This is a genomic window from Neptunomonas sp., assembly GCF_016744175.1.
Classification (GTDB): Bacteria; Pseudomonadota; Gammaproteobacteria; order Pseudomonadales; family Balneatricaceae; genus Neptunomonas.
The window spans coordinates 65,136-85,871 of sequence record NZ_JADGEV010000002.1 but is presented as its reverse complement, the minus strand read 5'-3'; the positions used below and the strand labels follow the sequence as shown (position 1 = coordinate 85,871).

Sequence of the window (20,736 nt, the reverse complement as noted above, 5' to 3'; positions counted from 1 at the left end):
GCTGTCCTGTTTAGGGTAGGTGGTACAAGTTTTATAGAATAGATTATAGATGGGGATTTTATCAGATTAGAAAATATGAGACACGATTTTTACGCAGTAATAGGTAGGGATAAAAATAGCCTTAGCGCGAACTAAGGCATTGGATCTTGAAGATAAGTGGTGTAGACCATTACGAGTGGTACGTAGTGTAATGGCCCTATTAAGCGTTAGGGATGAAAGCGTCTTATTTCTTTTGCTTCTGTTTTTGTTTCGCTTTGCCTGTTGTTTTAGCTGTTGTAACTTTATTACGAATGATTTTGGTTTGGCTCGCTTTGTTAGTGCGGGGCTTATGTGCTTTTTGTGAAAGCTGTTTACGTATGTTATCTCGGCTCCCTACCTCGTAGCCCTTTTGATGGATACGCTGAATACGTGAGCCAATTAAGCGCTCAATATCATCTAGTGCACGCTCTTCTTCACGGCTTACAAAGGAAATAGCATGACCTTTAGCACCTGCACGCCCTGTGCGGCCTATACGGTGTACATAATCCTCTGCTAGGTAAGGCAGGTTATAGTTCACAACATACTCAAGCCCTTTAATGTCCAAACCACGAGCGGCAACTTCAGTTGCGATCATCACCTGCACTTTACCCGCTTTAAAGTCGGCTAAGGCACGTTTACGCGACCCCTGCGTTTTATCACCGTGGCAAACAACATAAGATATTTTGTCCATTTTGAAGTCGACGACTAACTCATCGGCTTGGGCTTTAGTGCTGGTAAAGACCAATACCTGAAACCAATTATGTTTTTTTATCAGTTCGACAAATAGATCTGCTTTGCGACGCTCTTCAACAGGATAAACCACGTGCTCGACTGTATCGGCTGTCGCATTTTGTTTTGTAGCACGGATCGTTTCGTGGCGTGACATTAGCTTTTTAGCTAATTCGTTAACAGTCGGCGTTACCGTTGCAGAAAACATGAGTGTTTGATGTTTCTTGGACGTTTGCTGGATTAGCTTGTATACGTCGCTGATAAAGCCCATGTCCAGCATACGGTCTGCTTCATCTAATACGACAAATTCGGCCTGTGTAAGACTGATATTACATTGCACTACATGCTCAAGTAGACGTCCTGGCGTCGCAACTAAAATATCAACCCCCGCTTTTAACTTCCCCTTTTGCGATGCAGTACTTACACCGCCATATATTCCTTTAACGGTAAATGGCAGAAACTGAGCATAACCTTTAATAGTATTTGTTAGCTGTTCTGCAAGCTCGCGTGTGGGAGCTAAAATCAAGGTGCGCACATGACCAGGTTGTGTTGTGGCTGGGCGATCAACCATCTGCTGTAAAATAGGTACAGTAAATGCGGCTGTTTTACCGGTACCTGTTTGTGCGTTAGCCAGCACATCTTTACCGCGCCGAGCAGGAATAATCGCTTGCTCTTGGATTGGTGTCATTTGGCTGTAACCACAAGCGTCCAGAGCGCGTTGCAACTCGGGAGCGAGATCTAAAGAGGAAAATTTCATTGTCTATCCTTTGTGGGCACAGCCACAGCCAAAATGCAGGGCGGCTATTATAAAGGAAATCGACCTTACAAGCGTCGTTTTTTGTAAGTGCTGTATAGCTAGGCATATTTTGTAAAAACTAATTTGTGATTATGAGGTTGAATTGACTTTCCTGTGTATAGATTTGTTATTTGATGTATGTATTTATACATTCATTCGTTATTACGAATTTAACAAATAAATCAAATCTGCTTAAGCGTACGCAGGTAAAGTAGTGAGTTTTTCTTCACAAAAAAGTCAATGTTAAAACAAATTATTTTTGGATAAATTCCTTAAAATTGATACTTTTAGTTTCGTTATTATAGTTTTTAGTTTGTTATTTTCTTGTTTGGTGGTCTATTCTCTAAGCTGTATTCTCTTGGAGGCTGATTAATGAGTGCCAAAGCAAAGTTGCTAATCTATGTAGGTATGTTGTTCGCTTTAGCGATTGTTAGCATATCTGTTGTCGGGTTTTATCACTTTAAAACTGCATCGGTTCATAACTATGAACAGAAGTTGCAGAACCAGTCGTTTCTGATTTCTAGGGCGATTGGAGAGAAGATGAATCGTATGTTCGACGCGTTAGAACTCTCCGCAGGTGAAGTAGAAATTACAGCTTCAGGAGATGTGGTGGTTGCTGAGTTGTTGCCGCAATTGAGTTCACTTAAAAGTCAATTTAAAGTACTTAACGCCTATGTTGGTCTGCGAGATGGACGTACCTATGCGATAAATAAAAATGGTTTGATTCCCAATTTTAATGCGAAAGAAAAGCAGCGAGAGTGGTATCTGCGAGCTCTTTCGGGTGAAAGGAAGATTATTACTACACCCTATAAAAGCGCTTCGGGTAACTTGGTTATGGCGGTTGCCGTGCCTATTACACGTGATAGCACTGTAGTGGGTGTGTTATCTATCAACTTATCTCTGAATACAATTACTGACTTTATTGAAGGCTTGGACAAGAACAACCAGTTGTTTGTTAGTAGAGCAGACGGCTTTATTTTAGCCGCAAAGTATCCCGATTATATAGGCACCAATTTGTATGAGCAGCGTCCCAGTTACCAACCTTTTAAAGACGCGCAGAGTAGTGAGCATAGCTATGCGTTCGAAGGTAAAGAATATTTTGTAGTGTCTTCACAGGTGGCTGAGTTTGGTTGGACTGTGTGGGCATGGGAGTCATGGGATCACATTTTATTGGCTTCTAACAAAAATCTCATATTAGCTAGCGTGCTTGCGCTTATCTTTATCTGTTTATCTTTGGCTGTCGTTTATTACGTTATACATCGCTTAATGTATTTACCTATTGGTGGAGAGCCGCGTGTTATTGAAGCTTTAGTGCAGCGGGTTGCTGCTGGTGACTTGCGTTATTCGATTGAAACTAAGGGAGATGAGACGGGTATTTATGCACAGGTACTAGCCATGATCTCTAGCCTACGAGAAACGGTTTCTACCATTAATAATACCACCGCAAAACTGAATAATTCATCTCAAGAAATGATGTTGTCTGCTGGCCAAGTGAACCATAGTTCTCGCTCACAAATGGAGCAGTTGGAGCATACTGCCACAGCGATGAATGAGATGACAATGACTGTAGATGAAGTGGCTCGTAGCGCTCAACATGCAGCTGATTCAGCTAATCAGGCTCAGACTTCTGCTATTAAGGGGAGTGAAGTGGTTGATGAGATGAATGGCAGCATTGCTCAGCTAATTACCGGTATCACGAATGTCCAAGAGGTTATTCTTCAGCTGGATAGTGAAACTAACCGGGTCGGCAGTATTCTGGAAGTTATAAACAGTATTTCTGAGCAAACGAACCTGCTCGCTTTGAATGCAGCCATAGAGGCTGCCCGTGCAGGAGAGGCGGGTAGAGGGTTTGCGGTAGTAGCAGATGAAATCCGTGGTTTGGCTAACAAAACTAAAACGAGTACCAGTGAAATTCAAAACATGATTGATAATTTGCAATCAGCGGCCATGAATGCGGTAAAACTTATGGAAAAAAATGCATCTGGTGTTGAAGTTACGGGTGCTAAATCCTCTGAAGCAAATCAAGCGCTTGTGGTCATCGGTTCTGAAGCAATTAGCATTCAGGACATGAATAGCCAAATTGCTACTGCTGCTGAAGAGCAGTCCACTGTTGCAGAGACCATTAATGTCAGCATTGTGGAGATTCATGGCTTGGCAAAAAATACTTTTGACAGCTCGGAGCAGAATAAGCAGCTAGCAGAAGGGTTGGCAAACATTGCACGTGAACTGAATAACTCGGTAGATGCTTTTAAGGTTTAACTGCTTTAAGGCTTTGTCCCATTTAATGGTGAATAGTGTCTTCTTAGATGCTGGGAGTCATCATTAATGGGCCAAAGCCTGTCATTCAATAGGTTTGCTATCTAAAGCTAAAAGTTTTTTCTTTTAGCTGAGCATTAAGGCTTAATAATGATTACATTGTTTTTCAGTAATTAACTTTCTCATCTCTGCTTTATACTGTGTTCTTGTTGAGCCGTTGGGTTTTTCTGGACGTTTCAAAATGACTGAATCTTGTTAATTTTTCGTAGTTAACATCTAATAGTGGCAATGAGTTGCTACCTGTAGCCTTTATGTAGAAGTTTGGAGTCTCATTAGTTGATCTCTACATTTTTGGCGTAGTGACGTAATGCAAAGGACACCGGTGGTGCCAATTACTGGGTTGGAATAGGTTTGGGTATGACCTGCTCAGGTTATAAGGATTATATGAACAATCAACACTACCTCGATAGAGTTTACTGTGGGAAAGTAGCACAGCGTTATGGCCTTGAAACTGCGATTGATAAATTAGCAATCGATAAAGATATTTACCTATCTTCTATAGGCCTAGAAGGTGATCAGTGTGCAGACCAGCGTCATCATGGCGGGTTAGAGCGGGCGCTACACCAGTATCCTTCAGAACACTACGCCTATTGGCTAAAAAAATATGGTGTAGATCATAACTGGCAAGCCCCGGGTATGGGTGAAAACCTTAGCTCAGAAGGTATGACAGAAGATACCGCCTGCTTGGGCGATCGTTATCGATGGGGGGAGGCTATCATTGAAGTTAGCCAACCTCGCTCACCTTGTTTTAAGCTTAATAAACGTTGGGGTATTGATGAATTTTCTGTTGATATGCAAGAATTAAGTCGCTGCGGTTGGTTGTATCGGATTATTCAGCCGGGGATAGTGAATAAAAAGCTACCGCTTGTGCTAGTAGAGCGAGTGCCAGATGCGATGACGGTACGTGAAGCCTGTGATGTGTTCTTTGGTGATCCATTGAATATGGATGGGCTGTTAAAGCTAAAGCAGCAATGCAGACTCTCTTCGAGTTGGATGGATAAGGTTATACAGCGTCTTGAGCGTAGTGAGGTAGAGAACTGGAGTTTTAGATTATTAGGGCGAGCAGAAATGAGCGCGAAAGTATAAACCTGAATGATATACTCGATTCGAAAGATCAAGGGCTCATTGCTTTAGATTAATTGAAGAGTTTCGATTTGTATTCACACAAAAATAGAAGAGTAAAAATGAAAAAAGCGATTATATTTGTTTTCTTATTTGTTATTAGTTTATCTCCAACGTATGCAAGCACTGATTTGCTAGTCACTAAAAAAGTATTTATGGATATTTCCATTGGTGGCAAGCCTGAAGGGCGTATTGTTATTGGCTTATTCGGTGATACTGTACCTAAAACCGTGAATAATTTTTATGCCTTGTCTACTCATGAAAAAGGATTTGGCTACAAAGGTTCTAAGTTTCATCGTGTTATTCCACAGTTCATGATGCAAGGAGGGGATTTCACAAAGGGTAATGGAACAGGTGGAAAATCGATTTATGGTGATAAGTTTCCTGATGAGAACTTTAAATTGAAGCACCTTGGCGCTGGTTGGTTATCTATGGCAAATGCTGGTCCGAATACGAACGGGTCGCAGTTTTTCATCACGTTTGCAAAAACCCCATGGTTAGACGGACGTCACACGGTTTTTGGGAAAGTTATCGAAGGCATGGAAGTAATAAACAGAGTTGAGAAATTAAAAACTGATAGAAGTGATGCGCCTCAGAATGAAGTAATCATCACTGATAGCGGAACGTTATCTGTAGAAAAACCGTTTGTATTAGTGGCTGAGTAACTTAATTCCTTATACGTAAACATGTTCCTGCTCAGTTATGTGTAATATCAGCAGGAACGATATTAACGCTAGAAAGAATAGATAGGTGTTGATTTTGAATAATGCGCAATATTTTTACCGAACGGTAATTTACACCAAAAAGAATAATGAAGTTGGGCTGGTGGATATCAACCAGCCTGATAATGTAACGCCTTTGGATGAATGGCTAGGCCTTGTTGTGTCGTTAGCTGATGGTGCGCATTCAATTCAGGAATTGCTGGATTATGTCAGCAGTCGATACGCTTCTGCACCAGATAACCTTGAGCAGACCGTTCACTCAGTAATTGAGAGGCTTCAAGAGGGGGATCTTATTAAGTTAAGTGAAAGTCCTGTGACTTTGCCTTATTACCTGGCTGAGCCTCTTGAGGCGTTAGACTTAGATGAAGCTCGAAAACTTATAGCAGAAGATGGATATACAGTTCATTAAGCAAGTACTGTTGTTATTTTAAGAGCCTCGATATTCATCGGGGCTTTTTTGTGTCTATATAAATCCTCTTTTAAATCTTCGCCCCTATTGACAATTATTCTCTATGCACTAGCATACTAGTACATGAATACAGATAAACAATATACTCTTGAGTTAATGGAGCATCTGCTGGTATTAAAAACGCCAGATGAGATGGAGGCTGCGCTACGCGCTTTGCTAACCCCGGCTGAATTTAGTGAAGTCACTAAGCGTTTGCAGATTTTTAAGATGTTGAAGCAGAGTGTGCCGCAGCGCCAAATTGCTGAAACCCTAGGTGTTGGTATTGCAACGGTGACTCGTGGTTCACGTGCACTCAAAGCTGAAGAAGAATGAATAAGGCTAAATGACAATGACTTCCTGTAAACCTGATCGTATCGACCTATCCAGAAAACCTCATTATGTGACGATTGCTTCTGATTGCGATTTTTTTGATCTCTTCAAGAAGATCGAAAAGCAATTTGAAACATGCTTTATGTTGGAGTCGCTGGGTGAGGATAGTTTTATCTCACGCCATTCGATTATTGGCTTTGATCCTGAAAAAATTATCTGGGCGCAAGAGAAAACGCTCTTCATTCAGGAGCGTGATGGGACGTGTGCACAGTATCAAAGCGATAACCCGTATTATTTGCTGCGAGAGTTAGTGCCACAAAATGTTATTTCGCGTAAGTATGCTGGCGGGCTAACGGGCTATATCGGTTATGACAGTATGAACTACTTTGAGCCGACGCTTAACTTGCAGCGCAGTGATATGTTTGAGGCGTTTAAGTTTGGTCTTTATAAAGATGGTTTGATTCTGGATAAGATGACCGGAGAAGTGATCTACTTCTATTATACAGATAGCCGATTGGATTTGGTTGAATCACTGATTGCGCAAAAGTATGTAGGAAATGGTGAGCTGGAAATAACACCGATGGGTGAGACGATGACGCAAGCAGAACATGCTGCAGCCGTCATGAAAGTTAAGCAGGATATTATTGATGGGAAAATTTTCCAGACAGAAGTTGGCTTTAAAAAACGCTTTAAGTTGGAAGGCGATACGATCAATATTTATGAGCAATTACGTGAAGTAAACCCGTCGCCACAGATGTATTACGTTAAATTTGGTGAGCAAAAGTTAATTGGTGCTAGCCCCGAGTTACTGTTCCGTTTGCGTCAGGGAGAAATGGAAACCTTCCCGTTGGCGGGCACAGCAAAACGTGGAGCAACGGAAGATGAAGATCGGGCATTAGCGCGTACCTTATTAAATGACCCTAAAGAGATTGCAGAACACAATATGATTGTTGATTTGCATCGAAATGACATTGGCCGTGTAGCTCAGTTTGGTACGGTTAAAGTACGTAGTCTGATGGATATAAAACGCTTTAGCCATGTACAGCATATCTCCAGTGAAATTGTTGGCATTATTGCAGAAGATCAGGATATGTTCTCGGCACTGGCCAGTAATTTTCCTGCCGGTACGTTAACCGGAGCACCAAAAATTGAAGCGATGAAAGTGATCGATGATCTTGAGTTAGATGGGCGTGGTCCTTATGGTGGTGCCGTTGGGCATTTCTCCTTTAATGGCGATTGTGCGTTCGCGATTCCGATTCGCACTGTGTTTGCTAATGGTGAGAAAGCGTATGTTCAAACGTGTGGTGGAAATGTTTATGATTCTAATCCTGAAGATGAGTATGAAGAGATTCGTCGTAAGTTTGCGGGCACTAAGAAAGTATTAGATCAGTTTATTAAAGAGGAGGCGTGAGCATGAAAGTTTACATTATCGATAATTATGACTCCTTTACGTATAACCTTTATCAGTTTATCGGTGAGATTCTTACCTCTGAAAAATCCAAAGGCACGTTAGACAATTTTGATATTGTCGTTAAGCGTAATGACCAGATCACGTTAAGTGAGATTCAAGCGGCTAACCCTGATCGCATTATTATCTCTCCGGGGCCGGGATCACCAGATGATGAGCACTATTTTGGTGTTTGTGCTCAAGTGATCGCGCAGTTTGGTAAAACCATACCTTTATTGGGTGTGTGCTTGGGAATGCAGGGGATTGTGCATCAGTTTGGTGGAAAGGTGGTTAAAGCGCATGTTCCTATGCACGGCAAAGTGAGCCCTATAACGCATAACGGCCAAGGAATCTTTCGTGGAATTCCTGATCAACTAGAGGTGATGCGTTACCACTCTTTGATGGCTGAGGCAGAAAGCTTTCCTGAATGTTTGGAGTTAACCTCGATTGTTGGAGGTTTAACGGCAGACGAGTTTGATGACTATACAAAAATTCATCAAGGGGGGGAGTTTGAAGTGATGGCTGTGCGTCATCGTGAATACCCTATTACGGGTATTCAGTTCCATCCTGAGTCTTTTGCCACAGAGGGTGGTAAAGAGCTTATTCGGAACTTTCTTTTTGCCGACGAGTAAAGCAAACCACTATCAGCAATAAGCTGAACAGCAACACGGGAGTAGCACCGTAATTTTGATAAGGTGTTGCTCCAGTTCTTTTTTCAATGCTCCCTGATAATACTGCCTGCTGATATGCCGGTGCTTGTGCCGTTATATCACCATAAGGGTCGACTATCGCTGTTAGCCCGTTATTCGTACTTCTAACTAACCACCGGCCGTTTTCTAATGCGCGCATACGTGCTATCTGCATATGTTGAGCAGGGGCTAAGGAGTGGCTGAACCATGTGTCGTTGGAAACAGTGAGAATCCAATCACTGTCTGTAGATAACTGTCTCACAAGTTCTGGGTAGGCTATTTCATAACAGATTGCAGCAGCAATTTTGCTGGAACCAAGGCTGAGTGTTGTTTGCTGCTGTGTGGGCAAGCTAAAGCTCGACATAGGCAAATTGAAAAATTCAATTAATCCACGTAAATAGCTTTCCATTGGCACGTACTCACCAAAGGGAACCAGTCGTTGTTTATGGTAAGTGTCTGTTTTGTCTGTTAATAACGCCAGACTGTTGTGTACGCGATAGCCCGCAGGGTGTTTAGCATCTCTCTCGATAGAAGGTAAACCGCTGATAAGGGAGCGATTATCTTGCTCTAATTGTGCGAGTAGTTTGCTCAGATAAGGTTTTGCTGATGAGAGTAGGGCAGGGATAGCTGTTTCGGGCCAAATGACCAAAGGGGCGCGGGTCTCTTCAAGTGTCATTCGGCTGTAAGTGTTTATGAACTCAGGCAAGTAACTTTTATTCCACTTTAGCTGTTGAGGAATATTGGCTTGGACTATATCAATCTCTTGAGTTTCTCCCGTTGTCTGCGTCCAATCTTTTGGTAAAGCCAGTGACATGAAGGGTAGCGTTATTACTACAGCCAACATGATGCGCTGGGAGGTTTTGCGCGCCGCAAGAAGTAATATTGTTGAGACAGATAAGCACAGTACAACCAGTGAAAGTAGCCATACGCCGCCAATGGGTGCCCAAAATTTTAAAGGTGAGTCGATGAGAGCGTAACCAAGATATAACCAAGGGAAACCGGTGAGAAACCAGCTGCGGCACCATTCAAAAAGGATCCACAAGCCAATAAACCCGATACTAGAGAGAGATGATCGCGATAGCCACCTTGCATAGCACCAGCCTTGTAGGGCGAATGTGAGAGCTAGCCCCATTGCGAATGCCAGTGTCATTAATGCGGCAAGCCATACAGGAGCATTGCCGTAGGTATGAATGCTCACATAGACCCAAGAGACACCCGTGCCGAAAAAACCGGTGCCAAAACACCAACTAATCCATGCGGCTTTTTTGGGTGAAAGGTTATCTAGTAGTAGAAATAAGATGCCTGGAGTAAGAAAAATTAATCCCCAGAAATCAAAAGGTGAAAACGCCAGTGGAGTCAGCGCGCCGCTGATTAGAGCAATCAGAGCGCGATATTTTGTTAAAGATTTTTGCATGCTTACTGGCACTTTATGATTTGCGTATTACCTGCAATAAACGAATGCGTCGGTTATCGGATGATAATACTTTGAAGGTGAAGTTTTGGATGGATACTTCTTCATCCTTACGAGGCAGATGGCCGAAACGGTGTGTGACGATGCCGCCGATGGTGTCAAACTCGTCGTCAGGGAAACTCGTGTCAAAGTACTCGTTAAAGTCTTCAATTTCAGTCAATGCTTTTACAATGTATGCATTGTCATCAAATAAACGAATATTGCCTTCATCTTCGTCTATATCGTGTTCATCTTCTATTTCGCCGACAATTTGCTCTAGAACATCTTCAATGGTGACTAGACCTGCAATACCACCAAACTCATCAATGACAATCGCCATGTGATTTCGATTGGCCCTGAATTCTTTAAGTAGAATATTAAGGCGCTTGCTTTCGGGAATGAAGGTTGCTTTGCGTAGTTTGTTGTAAATGTCGAACTCTTCTTGTCCATCGTCAATAATTAATGGCAAAAGATCTTTTGCTAATAAGACGCCGATGACTTCATCAGGGGACTCTCCAATGACAGGGAAACGGGAGTGGGCACTGGAAATAATAAGAGGAAGAAATTCTTTAGGTGTTTGTTCTGCTTCAACCACAACCATTTGAGAGCGTGGGATCATGACATCTCGAACTTGCATCTCGGCAACTTGAATCGCGCCTTCAATAATGCTGAGGGCCTCTTGGTCCAGTACACTCTCTTCTGCTGCATCGCGTAGAATGGTTAATACTTCTTCGCGTGTTTTAGGCTCATCAGAGAACGCCTGGGCAAAACGCCCGAACCAACTTCGTGGTTGTCCCGATCGGTCTTCACTCATAACTAATTTCTCACACTCCTTGTTGGTAAGGGTCAGGTATATTGATGGACGCCAGTAGGGTTGTTTCTAGCGTTTCCATCTGTTCGGCATCGCTATCATTTATATGGTCGAAACCAATAAGATGCAAGGTCCCATGTATTACCATATGCGCCCAATGGTTAAGTACAGGTTTATTTTGTTCGTGGGCTTCTTTGGCAACAATATCTGCACAAATCGCTAGGTCTCCTAAAAGCTCCATAGGAATACCTTCAGGTGCTTCAAAGGGAAAAGAGAGAACATTGGTGGGTGCATCTTTGCCGCGATAGTCACTATTTAGCTGTTGGCTTTCAGTGGGCTCTACTAGCCGTATGCAGATTTCACCACCTGATTTTCTGTCGGTGAGCGCTAAAGTAACCCAGCGTTGAAAATCTTCATCAGAGGGTGTATCTACCTCAGAATCGTTGATTTCTCTTTGGATATCAACTTCATAACTCATGATTGCTGACCTTTGTTTTTGTCTTGCTCTTGTTCTAGATCAAACCGCTCATAAGCTTCTACAATATGTTGCACTAGAGGATGTCTTACAACATCTTTAGATGAGAAGTGAGTGAAGCCAATATCTTTTACACCACTTAACACATGGATAGCGTGCTTGAGCCCTGAGGGGGTGCCTTTAGGTAAATCGACCTGAGTAATATCTCCAGTGATAACCGCGGTTGTGCCAAAACCTATGCGTGTGAGGAACATTTTCATCTGCTCACGTGTGGTATTTTGGCTTTCATCCAAAATAACAAAGGCACCATTTAGTGTACGTCCGCGCATGTAAGCAAGTGGAGCCACTTCGATAATGTTGCGTTCAAGGAGTTTGTCGACTTTCTCGAAGCCAAGCATTTCATACAATGCGTCATAAAGAGGGCGGAGGTAGGGGTCAACCTTCTGCGATAAATCGCCAGGTAGAAAACCTAGTTTTTCACCTGCTTCAACGGCAGGGCGTACCAGCAAAATACGCTCGATCTCTTCTTGCTCTAAGGCTTGAACAGCACAGGCAACAGCTAAGTACGTTTTTCCTGTTCCTGCAGGGCCAATGCCAAAATTGATATCGTGCTGCAAAATAGAACGTAAATAGTTTTGTTGATTAGGTCCGCGCGGTCTGATGAGTGCTTTACGCGTGCGAATGCTAATATCGCCTTTAGGCTGTTTGTTGCCGTTGCTTGCGCGTTGCTCAATTCCAGATTGTTGCAATAGTAAATGGATCAGCTCTGGTGTGATGTCAGTACCATCTATTGAGTCTTGATAAAGCTGCTTTATCATTTCTCCAGCGAGTTGTGTTTGCTGGTTTTTGCCAGACACTTGAAACTCGTTGCTGCGGTTATGAATCGTGACATCTAAACGTGATTCTAATAACTTTAGGTGTTCATTTAGTTTGCCGCATAGGTTGGCAAGAGCGTCTGCATGAAAAGGCGCTAGTAAAAATTTAACGTCTTTAGTCGTTTGTGTGGTCATACTGGTGTTGTTCAATCCGCAATGGGTTTAATCAAGCTCAGAGCTTACTAGCTCACCAAGCAAGGAGTTCTGATAAGCATCGAGGATGCGCACATCCGCGAAGTGGCCAATCAGGTTCGGGTTGTCGCATTTGAAATTGACGACACGGTTGTTCTCTGTGCGTCCAGATAAAAGCCCGGGGTCTTTTCTTGAATAGCGGTTAACCAAAATGCGTTGGGTTGAGCCAATCATTCGACGGCTGATTTGCATGGTTTGCTGAATAATACGTGTTTGTAGAATCTGCAAATGTTCTTTTTTGGTTTCTTCAGAAACAGTATCAGGCAAGTCAGATGCGGGCGTTCCTGGTCGTCTGCTATAAATAAAGCTGAAGGAGTTATCAAATCCAATTTCTTGAATGAGGTTCATTGTCGCTTCAAAGTCTGCTTCGGTTTCGCCCGGGAAGCCAATGATGAAATCAGAGGACATGGTTAGTTCGGGGCGTATTTTCATCAGACGGCGAATTTTTGATTTATACTCTAATACCGTATGGCCACGTTTCATGGCCATCAAAATTCGGTCAGAACCAGACTGCACTGGTAAGTGAAGGTGGTTAACCAGTTCAGGTACGTCAGCAAAAGCTTGAATTAAATTGTCTGTAAACTCTACGGGATGTGACGTGGTGAAACGGATGCGATCTATGCCATCAACCGCCGCTACATTACGAATGAGTTCTGCTAAGTCTGCTGTGTCGCCATCATGTGTTTCACCACGATAGGCATTTACGTTCTGGCCTAGTAGGTTTACTTCTCTAACACCTTGCTCAGCTAATTCAACACACTCGGTAATTACGTCATCTATTGGGCGACTGACCTCTTCTCCGCGCGTATAGGGAACGACACAGAATGAGCAGTATTTGCTGCACCCTTCCATAACAGAGACAAACGCTTCGGCACCGTCTGCTTTAGGTGTAGGCAAAACGTCAAATTTCTCAATTTCAGGAAAGCTGATATCAACGATGCCTTTTTTACCCTGATTAGTCAGATCTATCATTTCTGGTAGACGGTGTAGTGTTTGCGGGCCGAAAATCATATCAACATAAGGGGCGCGTTTGAGAATGTTCTCGCCTTCTTGGCTTGCCACGCAGCCGCCTACACCGATAACAAGATCTGGGCGGGCATTCTTTAATTTACGCCAGCGGCCTAGCTGATGAAAAACCTTCTCTTGTGCTTTTTCCCTAATAGAACAAGTATTTAATAGCAGGACATCTGCATCATCCGGGCTATCGGTTAGCTCCAACTCGTGACTTTCACCCAGTAGATCCGACATGCGTGCAGAATCATACTCGTTCATTTGACAGCCATGAGTTTTAATAAATAGCTTTTTCGCCATTACACACCTTGTTCTATCGTTTGCAAAAAGACCGGTCATTGTACTGGATAGGGTGGGCTTTTAATAGGTTTTGCAGAGTCGGCCGGAATCGATTTTATCGCTAGGCAAGTGGGGTGGGAGTAGCCGATATATAAGGTTAAAGCTTTAGCGGGGGATTTCACTGTGGGGAGCTTTCTTATTTGCTTTAAGCATTATAAGAAAGTGCCCCTAAATGACGGTTGTTATTTATCGAACGCATGTACCATTGGTTAGCTTTGTCAGCCTGTCACCTTGTGCAACTTCAACGCTTCCATCACTGAATACGATCTCTACATGATCTATATCGATACAATCTATATTCGCTTTACTTCTCCAGGTATTTTTCCAAGAGTGCCCTTTACTGTATTCCCCAGGGTGAACAGGCCCTGCGACTCTTAGGTAAGCACTTTGGTCACGACTCTTTCTTGCGCGCACAACATTGCCATCTTTATCATAGGCAGTGGTACGAAACAGTATGTATTGGTAAATGCCGGTTGAAGAGTTTGTGAAGTGGATGTTTGCACCGACCGGGCCGCGTTTTTTCTTTTGAACTGGCTCAGCCAGCTCTAGCGTGATGAGTGGCTCAGGTACATATACAGGCTCAGGGTCAGGTATCTTTACTATCTCTTTCTCGGTACTACAGGCGGCTAGTAATACGAGTGCAATAAGTATGAATGACCGTTTTATGAGTTGCATTGATTAATCCTGTGACGATAGCAAATGGCAATAAAATATCAGAAGGCACTCGTTGTTGGAGTGTTATTCCCTTTATACACCTAATAGCTTAAGGGTAACTGATTAAGTTTTATCTTGCCTTAAATTAAGTTAAGGATAGCAGTGTTTTTGATGGGCGCCCGGGAATCTCTCTGGCAAGCCTTGGAACAAGGTAACCGGGAAGTTCTGTTTGCAGTGTATTGACTAAAGCAATGGCGTCATTATCACTCACATCAAAATGAGCAGCGCCGTGAACGGGGTCAAGCACAAATAGATAGTAAGGTAGAACGCCGTAGGTAAAGAGTTTTTCACTGAGGTTTTTCAGGCAATCAACTGAGTCGTTAATGCCTTTGAGCAGGACTGATTGGTTGAGTACGGTCACTTTTGCCGCTTGTAATTTAGCAATACTCTTGGCTACTTGTGTATCCACTTCGTTGGCGTGATTGACATGCAAAACGCAGACAGTTTGGAGTCGAGAAGAGGCTAATGTATGGCAGAGTTCATCGGTAACACGCTGAGGAATAACGACGGGTAGACGGCTGTGGATCCTGAGTCGTTGAATATGGGCGATGGCTTCAATGTCACGAATCATATTGTTTAAGCGTTTGTCCGGAGTGGCTAAAGGGTCTCCGCCCGAAAAAATCACTTCAGTAATGCTCTGGTCATTTTTCAGGTACTGCAGTACTTGTTGCCACTGCTGGCTGCCTAGTTGGTTCTCTTGATAGGGGAAATGTCGCCGAAAGCAGTAACGGCAATTAATGGCACAAGCACCACTGAGAATTAAAAGTACACGGCCTTTGTATTTGTGTATCAATCCTGGAGCAGGGTTGGTATCGAGTTCTTCCAAGGGGTCATTAGAATAGCCAGGATAGCGTTCCATTTCAGCAGGCTGGGGTAACACTTGTAGTAGAAGAGGGTCGTTCGGGTTGCCTTTTTCGATACGATTTAAATACGGAGTTGGAACTCTGATCGCAAAATCAGTGGCGGCTTGGGCGCTTACTGGAAGTATGCTTGAATCTAATTTAACCTCATTGAGTAGCTCGTCAATGTTGCAAATAGACTGCCGTAGCAGGGTTTGCCAGTCGGTTTCAACAAAAAAAGGTGTAATATGATTCATGATGACTGGGGCCTAAAGCGATTCAATTTTGCTCGCATTCTCCTTTCAAGTAGAATAGGTGTCAATTTTGGTGTGAAACCTTTTTAATTTGACTATTTTTTAGTGAAATTATTTTAGCTTAATTATTAATTAGAGAAAATTATGGGATATTCCGCGAACCAGTTAAAGAACGGCCTAAAAGTAATGCTTGAAGGTGACCCATGTGCGATGCAGGATGTAGAATTTGTAAAGCCGGGTAAAGGCCAGGCGTTTACTCGTGTAAAAATGCGTAATTTACTCACCGGTCGTGTTTGGGAGCGTACCTTTAAATCCAACGAAAGCGTTGAAGGTGCAGATGTTATGGACCGCGATATGGAATATCTCTATAACGACGGTGAGCTATACCATTTCATGGTGCCGGTTACTTTTGAGCAATACGCTGCTGATGAAACTGCGGTTGGTGATGCTGCTAAATGGCTCAAAGAAAATGATACCTGCATGGTTACGCTTTGGAACGACAACCCAATTGCAATTACAACGGCTAATTTTGTTGAGCTTGAAGTAGTTGAAACTGATCCCGGTTTGAAGGGTGATACCGCTCAAGGTGGCTCTAAGCCTGCTAAGTTGAGTACAGGTGCATCCGTTCGTGTTCCATTATTTATTGAACAGGGCGATATTTTAAAAATTGATACACGCACTGGCGATTACGTTAGCCGAGCGTAGTTTTTAAATGTTGTTTAACGGCAGCTTTGGCTGCCGTTTTTGTTTCTGTCTATTTGTGTTTTGTAGTAAATGGTGAAATGTTCATGCCTGATTGGAAGCCAACCACTTGTATAAAAAGCTTACACAAAAGAGCAGCTGTTTTTGCGTCGATTCGACAGTATTTTTCTGAGCAAGAAGTACTCGAAGTTGATACGGCAGTTCTCTCTCAGTGTGCGGTCAGTGATCCTTTTATTGATTCATTAGAAGTGAGCTTTCGTGGCTACCCTGAGGCAGAGGCAGAAACATGTTATCTGCAAACCTCGCCTGAATATGCAATGAAACGTCTCTTAGCAGCGGGAAGTGGTTCAATCTATCAGCTGGGAAAAGTGTTCCGCAATGGTGAAGAGGGGCGCTTTCATAATCCAGAATTTACGATGTTGGAATGGTATCGATTAGGGCTTGATGACAATGCATTAATGGATGATGTTGAGCGTCTGGTGCAGTTGGTTTTAGACATAGGGCCAATTCGACGGTGTACCTATAATGACATATTCAAAGAGAAACTGGGGCTTGATTTGCAAAAATCTAGCACAGCTCAACTCGCTGAAGCAATGCATAAACATGTTGAAATTGACATGAGTTTAGACGACCGTGATGCTTGGTTGAATTTATTGATGTCGCATTTGATTGAACCCATGTTAAAAGATGAGTCGGTGTTTATTACTGATTATCCGGCGAGTCAATCAGCATTGGCGCGCATTAAAGAGGGTGAGGATGGTGAATTAGTGGCAGCTCGCTTTGAGTTGTTTGTGGGAGGAATGGAGCTGGCAAATGGTTACCATGAACTCACAGATTCACAAGAGCAGCAGCGACGATTAAGTGCTGATCAACAGACAAGAAAATTATTAAAGTTGCCTCAGCGCCCATTAGAGCAACGCCTAGTTGCCGCGCTGGCTTCTGGTTTGCCAGATTGCGCAGGTGTCGCTTTAGGTGTGGATAGATTGGTTATGCTTGCCTTGAATGCCTCGCATATAGAAGAAGTGATACCGTTTACATTCCGAAATGCCTAATAGGACCTGCTCTAAGCCTGTTACCGCTCAAAGCAGGTGTAGGTTATGCGGGGAGATGATTCAGCAGAGCACTTTTTATGCGCTTTACGGCCTCTTCTAATAAAGGCCGTGGGCAACCAAAGTTAAGTCGCATATAGTTGGCATCACCAAAATCACGTCCGGGTGACATACCTATTCCTGCTTCTTCAAAAAAGCGTGCTGGGTTTTCTAATTTTGCAGCTGATATGTCTATCCACGCTAAATAAGTAGCTTCAATGGGGTTTAGTTTTAAGCCTGGAATCTGGTTCAATTCTTGTATTAGGTAATCTCTGTTTTCTCTTAGATAGCTTAGCTGCTTTTGGTTCCAGTCATCACCCGCCTGATAGGCACCAATAGCGGCAGTGTAACCGAGTAAATTTACGTCAGGTACAATACCTTTTCTCACATTAATAAACTGCTTACGTAATTGTTCGTCAGGAATGATGGCAAATGAGCAGCCAAGTCCTGCAATGTTATACGTTTTACTGGGCGCCATTAGCGTGATGGTACGTGAAGCGCTATCGGAATTTAATGAAGCCAACGGTATGTGTTTTAACTCTTCTTCAAGAATTAGATCGCAGTGGATTTCGTCAGAACAAATGATAAGTTGGTGCTTTTTGGCGATAGCGGCCAGTTTATCTAACTCTTCCTTTCTGTAAACACTGCCGCCGGGGTTGTGCGGATTACAAAAAAGAATCATGTGCGTATCGGGTGTGATGGAGCTCTCTAATACTGCAAAATCGAGAATGAAGCGGTCGTTTTCTTGCTTCATCGGTACCTGAATAACTTTGCGTTTTGATAAGTGAGGTGCAGAGACAAAAGGTGGGTAAACAGGTTGGGGAGAAATAACGTGGTCGCCTGCCTCGCCTACAGCCCTGCACGCCAGATTAAGACCGCACACCAGGCCTGGCAACCATACTAGCCAGTTAGTTTCTATTTCCCATTCATAAAGCGATTGCATTCTATCAATGACAAGCTGGTTGAGTTCTGCGGGTGTATTGGTATATCCAAAGACCCCATGCGCTACTCTTTGTTGCAGTGCCTGTATAACACTTGGTGGGGCCATAAAGTCGGTGTCAGCAACCCACATAGGGAGTATTTCAGTGTCCCGGTACCGCTCCCACTTTTGGCTGGCTGTATCACTACGATCAATAAAAGCATCAAAATTTGTAGGTGTCATTGGGCTTTCCTGCTTTGTACAACGTTTACATCACATACGAGCGTACTTTCTCGTAGTAATTGCAGCGGCTGGTAGGTTACAAATAGCTAGCTTCAGGTTATAGTTATCGGTAATTCAAATCAATTCGGTTAACAGGTGAATATGCAATTCGTGAGCGCCTATGTGAGCTATATAGCACGTGTTGATACGACAACCATTGCGTGTGGTGAATTAACGCGTTTATAGCCTCAACGCCCTCTGCTTTAAGGTAGCTAAGTCGTGTTCTCATCCTTGTTAAATTTCGTTAAAAATAATTCGTTTAATTCAGTGTCCTTGTCGTGCATTGAGTAACTGATTGGAGCCCCTCCGATGAGCAGTAAAGACCAAGTCATAATTTTTGATACAACGCTACGTGATGGTGAACAAAGTCCTGGTGCATCAATGACCAAGGATGAAAAGTTACGTATTGCTAAGCAACTAGAAAAAATGCGTGTGGATGTTATAGAAGCCGGTTTCGCCATTGCTTCGCCGGGTGACTTTGAGTCAATTAAAGCGATTGCGAATAACGTCACCGAAAGTACAGTTTGCTCATTATCACGCGCATTGGATGCTGATATAGACCGTGCAGGAGAAGCGCTTGTAGGGGCTGCTTCAGGGCGTATTCATACCTTCATAGCAACATCGCCGATCCATATGAAGTATAAGCTTCAAATGACACCTGATCAGGTGATTGAGCATGCGGTACATGCTGTTAAGCGTGCGCATAATTTGATTAGCGATGTTGAGTTTTCGTTAGAAGATGCAAGCCGGTCAGAACTTGATTTCATGTGTCGTATCATAGAAAAAGTGATTGATGCGGGTGCTCGGACTATCAACATCCCTGATACTGTTGGTTACGCAATACCTGAAGAATTTGGATATACCATTGGGCAGTTGCTACAGCGTATACCCAATGCAGATAAAGCAATTTTTTCAGTTCATTGCCATAATGATTTAGGTTTGGCTGTGGCAAACTCTTTGGCCGCGGTTACCGCAGGTGCGCGCCAAGTGGAATGTACAATTAATGGCTTGGGTGAGCGTGCTGGTAATGCATCTCTTGAAGAGTTTGTTATGGCCATCCGCACACGAAAAGACTTGCTGGGTTTGCAAACAAATATTGATACAACACAAATTGTTCCTGCATCACGTCTCGTGTCTAGTATTACAGGCTTCCCTGTACAGCCGAATAAGGCCATTGTTGGGGCAAATGCGTTTGCGCATGAATCTGGCATTCATCAAGATGGTGTGTTGAAACACCGTGAAACTTACGAAATTATGACGGCGCAAGATGTCGGCTGGCAAACCAACCGAATGGTGATGGGTAAGCATTCAGGCCGAAACGCTTTTCGCTCGCGCTTAGACGAACTAGGAACGGCATTTAGCTCTGATGCTGAGCTGAACCATGCATTTGCTCGTTTTAAAGAATTAGCGGACAAAAAGCATGAGATTTTTGATGAAGATCTTATCGCACTCGTTTCTGACGTACGTGCAGCTGATGCTTATGAAAAGTATAAATTGTCTTCTTTGAATGTCACTTCTCAAACAGGTGAAGTGCCTGTTGCTCAAATCTCCTTGATGGTAGATGGTGTTGAGCAGAAAGCAGAGTCTGAAGGTGGTGGTCCCGTTGATGCTGCTTTAAAAGCAATTGAAGAGATAGTGCATTCTGACTCTAGCCTCGAACTGTACTCTGTTAATGCTATTACTAGCGGAACAGACTCGCAGGGTGAAGTGACTGTGCGCTTAGAGAAAGCTGGCCGTATTGTGAATGGTATGGGGTCTGATATTGATATTATTATCGCTTCAGCTAAGGCTTATGTACACGCGCTCAACCTGTTGGATGCAAATGTCCAAAAAGCTCACCCGCAGGTCTAATGAATGTCGTCTGAGCACACAGAGCAACAGCGCCATCAATACTTGGCGGCAATGGGGGTGACTAGCTGGTTGCCCCGAGCTGTATTGCCGGGCGCAAAGCCTTCGCCGGATAGTGTCTACCAGTTTATATACGGGCACATGGATGAAGATTTTTCGTCTGATGATGCTCCTGATGAGATGCCAGCGCTCTCTGACGGTGAGCCTGCTCATGTAAGTTCAAGCCCTGCTGGACAGCGTAAACCACAGATGGCACCCGTTACGGCAGAGTCGCTTCATTTGTCGCCTGCCCCCTCGAAACATCCTGTTATTTCAAATAA

The 20,736-nt window shown here is 43.4% G+C and carries 19 protein-coding genes and 1 pseudogene; 11 read left to right on the top strand and 9 right to left on the bottom strand.

Features of this window, described 5'->3' with window-relative positions; genetic code table 11:
• Positions 1 to 223: 223 nt before the first annotated feature.
• A complete protein-coding gene (locus QZZ55_RS01420; RefSeq protein ID WP_293264544.1) occupies positions 224 to 1,504 on the bottom strand; it encodes a DEAD/DEAH box helicase in 1,281 nt (426 codons plus the stop codon).
• A gap of 411 nt (positions 1,505 to 1,915) precedes the next feature.
• Between QZZ55_RS01420 and QZZ55_RS01415 the strand changes: the two genes are divergently transcribed.
• From QZZ55_RS01415 to QZZ55_RS01385, 7 genes are all read left to right on the top strand, one after another.
• Positions 1,916 to 3,802 carry a methyl-accepting chemotaxis protein gene (locus QZZ55_RS01415; protein ID WP_293264542.1) on the top strand — a complete coding sequence of 629 codons (1,887 nt, stop codon included), beginning with the start codon at positions 1,916 to 1,918 and terminating at the stop codon, positions 3,800 to 3,802.
• A 441-nt stretch (positions 3,803 to 4,243) separates the two neighbouring features.
• Positions 4,244 to 4,945, top strand: coding sequence for an MOSC domain-containing protein (locus QZZ55_RS01410; protein WP_293264540.1), 702 nt, complete (start codon positions 4,244 to 4,246; stop codon positions 4,943 to 4,945).
• Positions 4,946 to 5,043: 98 nt separating this feature from the next.
• Complete coding sequence (locus tag QZZ55_RS01405) at positions 5,044 to 5,646, top strand: peptidylprolyl isomerase (protein ID WP_293264538.1); 603 nt, start codon at positions 5,044 to 5,046, stop codon at positions 5,644 to 5,646.
• Positions 5,647 to 5,740: 94 nt separating this feature from the next.
• Entirely contained in the window at positions 5,741 to 6,112 is a 372-nt protein-coding gene (locus tag QZZ55_RS01400) for a hypothetical protein (protein ID WP_293264536.1), read from the top strand.
• 123 nt (positions 6,113 to 6,235) lie between these two features.
• Positions 6,236 to 6,484 (top strand): Trp family transcriptional regulator, encoded by a 249-nt coding sequence (locus QZZ55_RS01395; RefSeq protein WP_293264534.1) that lies wholly within the window; start codon positions 6,236 to 6,238, stop codon positions 6,482 to 6,484.
• 10 nt (positions 6,485 to 6,494) lie between these two features.
• Positions 6,495 to 7,892 (top strand): chorismate-binding protein, encoded by a 1,398-nt coding sequence (locus QZZ55_RS01390; protein WP_293264532.1) that lies wholly within the window; start codon positions 6,495 to 6,497, stop codon positions 7,890 to 7,892.
• A 2-nt stretch (positions 7,893 to 7,894) separates the two neighbouring features.
• Entirely contained in the window at positions 7,895 to 8,560 is a 666-nt protein-coding gene (locus tag QZZ55_RS01385; protein WP_293264530.1) for an aminodeoxychorismate/anthranilate synthase component II, read from the top strand.
• Here the strand turns inward: QZZ55_RS01385 and lnt are convergent.
• From lnt to epmB, 7 genes are all read right to left on the bottom strand, one after another.
• Positions 8,529 to 10,031, bottom strand: a complete 1,503-nt coding sequence (gene lnt / locus QZZ55_RS01380) for an apolipoprotein N-acyltransferase (protein WP_293264528.1) — start codon at positions 10,029 to 10,031, stop codon at positions 8,529 to 8,531. The genes QZZ55_RS01385 and lnt overlap by 32 nt on opposite strands.
• 13 nt (positions 10,032 to 10,044) lie before the next feature.
• Entirely contained in the window at positions 10,045 to 10,881 is an 837-nt protein-coding gene (locus QZZ55_RS01375) for a transporter associated domain-containing protein (protein ID WP_293264526.1), read from the bottom strand.
• A 10-nt stretch (positions 10,882 to 10,891) separates the two neighbouring features.
• Complete coding sequence (gene ybeY, locus QZZ55_RS01370) at positions 10,892 to 11,356, bottom strand: rRNA maturation RNase YbeY (protein WP_293264525.1); 465 nt, start codon at positions 11,354 to 11,356, stop codon at positions 10,892 to 10,894.
• Positions 11,353 to 12,363: a PhoH family protein gene (locus QZZ55_RS01365; RefSeq protein ID WP_293264523.1), complete on the bottom strand. Its 1,011-nt coding sequence runs from the start codon at positions 12,361 to 12,363 to the stop codon at positions 11,353 to 11,355. Before QZZ55_RS01365 ends, ybeY begins: the two co-directional genes overlap by 4 nt.
• Before the next feature lie 27 nt (positions 12,364 to 12,390).
• Entirely contained in the window at positions 12,391 to 13,731 is a 1,341-nt protein-coding gene (miaB, locus tag QZZ55_RS01360) for a tRNA (N6-isopentenyl adenosine(37)-C2)-methylthiotransferase MiaB (RefSeq protein ID WP_293264521.1), read from the bottom strand.
• Between the two features lie 225 nt (positions 13,732 to 13,956).
• On the bottom strand, positions 13,957 to 14,445 hold the full coding sequence (locus QZZ55_RS01355; protein ID WP_293264519.1) for a hypothetical protein: 489 nt from the start codon (positions 14,443 to 14,445) through the stop codon (positions 13,957 to 13,959).
• A 124-nt stretch (positions 14,446 to 14,569) separates the two neighbouring features.
• Positions 14,570 to 15,580: an EF-P beta-lysylation protein EpmB gene (gene epmB / locus QZZ55_RS01350; RefSeq protein WP_293264517.1), complete on the bottom strand. Its 1,011-nt coding sequence runs from the start codon at positions 15,578 to 15,580 to the stop codon at positions 14,570 to 14,572.
• A 141-nt stretch (positions 15,581 to 15,721) separates the two neighbouring features.
• On the opposite strand from epmB, the gene efp reads away from it, so the two are divergent.
• Positions 15,722 to 16,282 (top strand): elongation factor P, encoded by a 561-nt coding sequence (efp, locus tag QZZ55_RS01345; RefSeq protein ID WP_028468067.1) that lies wholly within the window; start codon positions 15,722 to 15,724, stop codon positions 16,280 to 16,282.
• A gap of 83 nt (positions 16,283 to 16,365) precedes the next feature.
• Positions 16,366 to 17,331, top strand: coding sequence for an EF-P lysine aminoacylase EpmA (gene epmA, locus QZZ55_RS01340; RefSeq protein WP_293264514.1), 966 nt, complete (start codon positions 16,366 to 16,368; stop codon positions 17,329 to 17,331).
• Positions 17,332 to 17,374: 43 nt separating this feature from the next.
• Here the strand turns inward: epmA and QZZ55_RS01335 are convergent, their stop codons facing one another.
• Positions 17,375 to 18,529, bottom strand: a complete 1,155-nt coding sequence (locus QZZ55_RS01335; protein WP_293264512.1) for a PatB family C-S lyase — start codon at positions 18,527 to 18,529, stop codon at positions 17,375 to 17,377.
• Positions 18,530 to 18,877: 348 nt separating this feature from the next.
• Here QZZ55_RS01335 and QZZ55_RS01330 point away from each other — a divergent pair, with 348 nt between their 5' ends.
• Both QZZ55_RS01330 and QZZ55_RS01325 read left to right on the top strand, forming a co-directional pair.
• Positions 18,878 to 20,419: a 2-isopropylmalate synthase gene (locus QZZ55_RS01330; RefSeq protein WP_293264510.1), complete on the top strand. Its 1,542-nt coding sequence runs from the start codon at positions 18,878 to 18,880 to the stop codon at positions 20,417 to 20,419.
• Between the two features lie 3 nt (positions 20,420 to 20,422).
• A pseudogene (locus QZZ55_RS01325) lies at positions 20,423 to 20,736 on the top strand (hypothetical protein); the annotation flags it as partial.

Coding starts and splice junctions, on each gene's coding strand:
- QZZ55_RS01420 (WP_293264544.1), bottom strand. CDS start 1,504: ATGAAATTTTCCTCTTTAGATCTCGCTCCCGAGTTGCAACGCGCTCTG.
- QZZ55_RS01415 (WP_293264542.1), top strand. CDS start 1,916: ATGAGTGCCAAAGCAAAGTTGCTAATCTATGTAGGTATGTTGTTCGCT.
- QZZ55_RS01410 (WP_293264540.1), top strand. CDS start 4,244: ATGAACAATCAACACTACCTCGATAGAGTTTACTGTGGGAAAGTAGCA.
- QZZ55_RS01405 (WP_293264538.1), top strand. CDS start 5,044: ATGAAAAAAGCGATTATATTTGTTTTCTTATTTGTTATTAGTTTATCT.
- QZZ55_RS01395 (WP_293264534.1), top strand. CDS start 6,236: ATGAATACAGATAAACAATATACTCTTGAGTTAATGGAGCATCTGCTG.
- QZZ55_RS01390 (WP_293264532.1), top strand. CDS start 6,495: ATGACAATGACTTCCTGTAAACCTGATCGTATCGACCTATCCAGAAAA.
- QZZ55_RS01385 (WP_293264530.1), top strand. CDS start 7,895: ATGAAAGTTTACATTATCGATAATTATGACTCCTTTACGTATAACCTT.
- lnt (WP_293264528.1), bottom strand. CDS start 10,031: ATGCAAAAATCTTTAACAAAATATCGCGCTCTGATTGCTCTAATCAGC.
- QZZ55_RS01375 (WP_293264526.1), bottom strand. CDS start 10,881: ATGAGTGAAGACCGATCGGGACAACCACGAAGTTGGTTCGGGCGTTTT.
- ybeY (WP_293264525.1), bottom strand. CDS start 11,356: ATGAGTTATGAAGTTGATATCCAAAGAGAAATCAACGATTCTGAGGTA.
- QZZ55_RS01365 (WP_293264523.1), bottom strand. CDS start 12,363: ATGACCACACAAACGACTAAAGACGTTAAATTTTTACTAGCGCCTTTT.
- miaB (WP_293264521.1), bottom strand. CDS start 13,731: ATGGCGAAAAAGCTATTTATTAAAACTCATGGCTGTCAAATGAACGAG.
- QZZ55_RS01355 (WP_293264519.1), bottom strand. CDS start 14,445: ATGCAACTCATAAAACGGTCATTCATACTTATTGCACTCGTATTACTA.
- epmB (WP_293264517.1), bottom strand. CDS start 15,580: ATGAATCATATTACACCTTTTTTTGTTGAAACCGACTGGCAAACCCTG.
- efp (WP_028468067.1), top strand. CDS start 15,722: ATGGGATATTCCGCGAACCAGTTAAAGAACGGCCTAAAAGTAATGCTT.
- epmA (WP_293264514.1), top strand. CDS start 16,366: ATGCCTGATTGGAAGCCAACCACTTGTATAAAAAGCTTACACAAAAGA.
- QZZ55_RS01335 (WP_293264512.1), bottom strand. CDS start 18,529: ATGACACCTACAAATTTTGATGCTTTTATTGATCGTAGTGATACAGCC.
- QZZ55_RS01330 (WP_293264510.1), top strand. CDS start 18,878: ATGAGCAGTAAAGACCAAGTCATAATTTTTGATACAACGCTACGTGAT.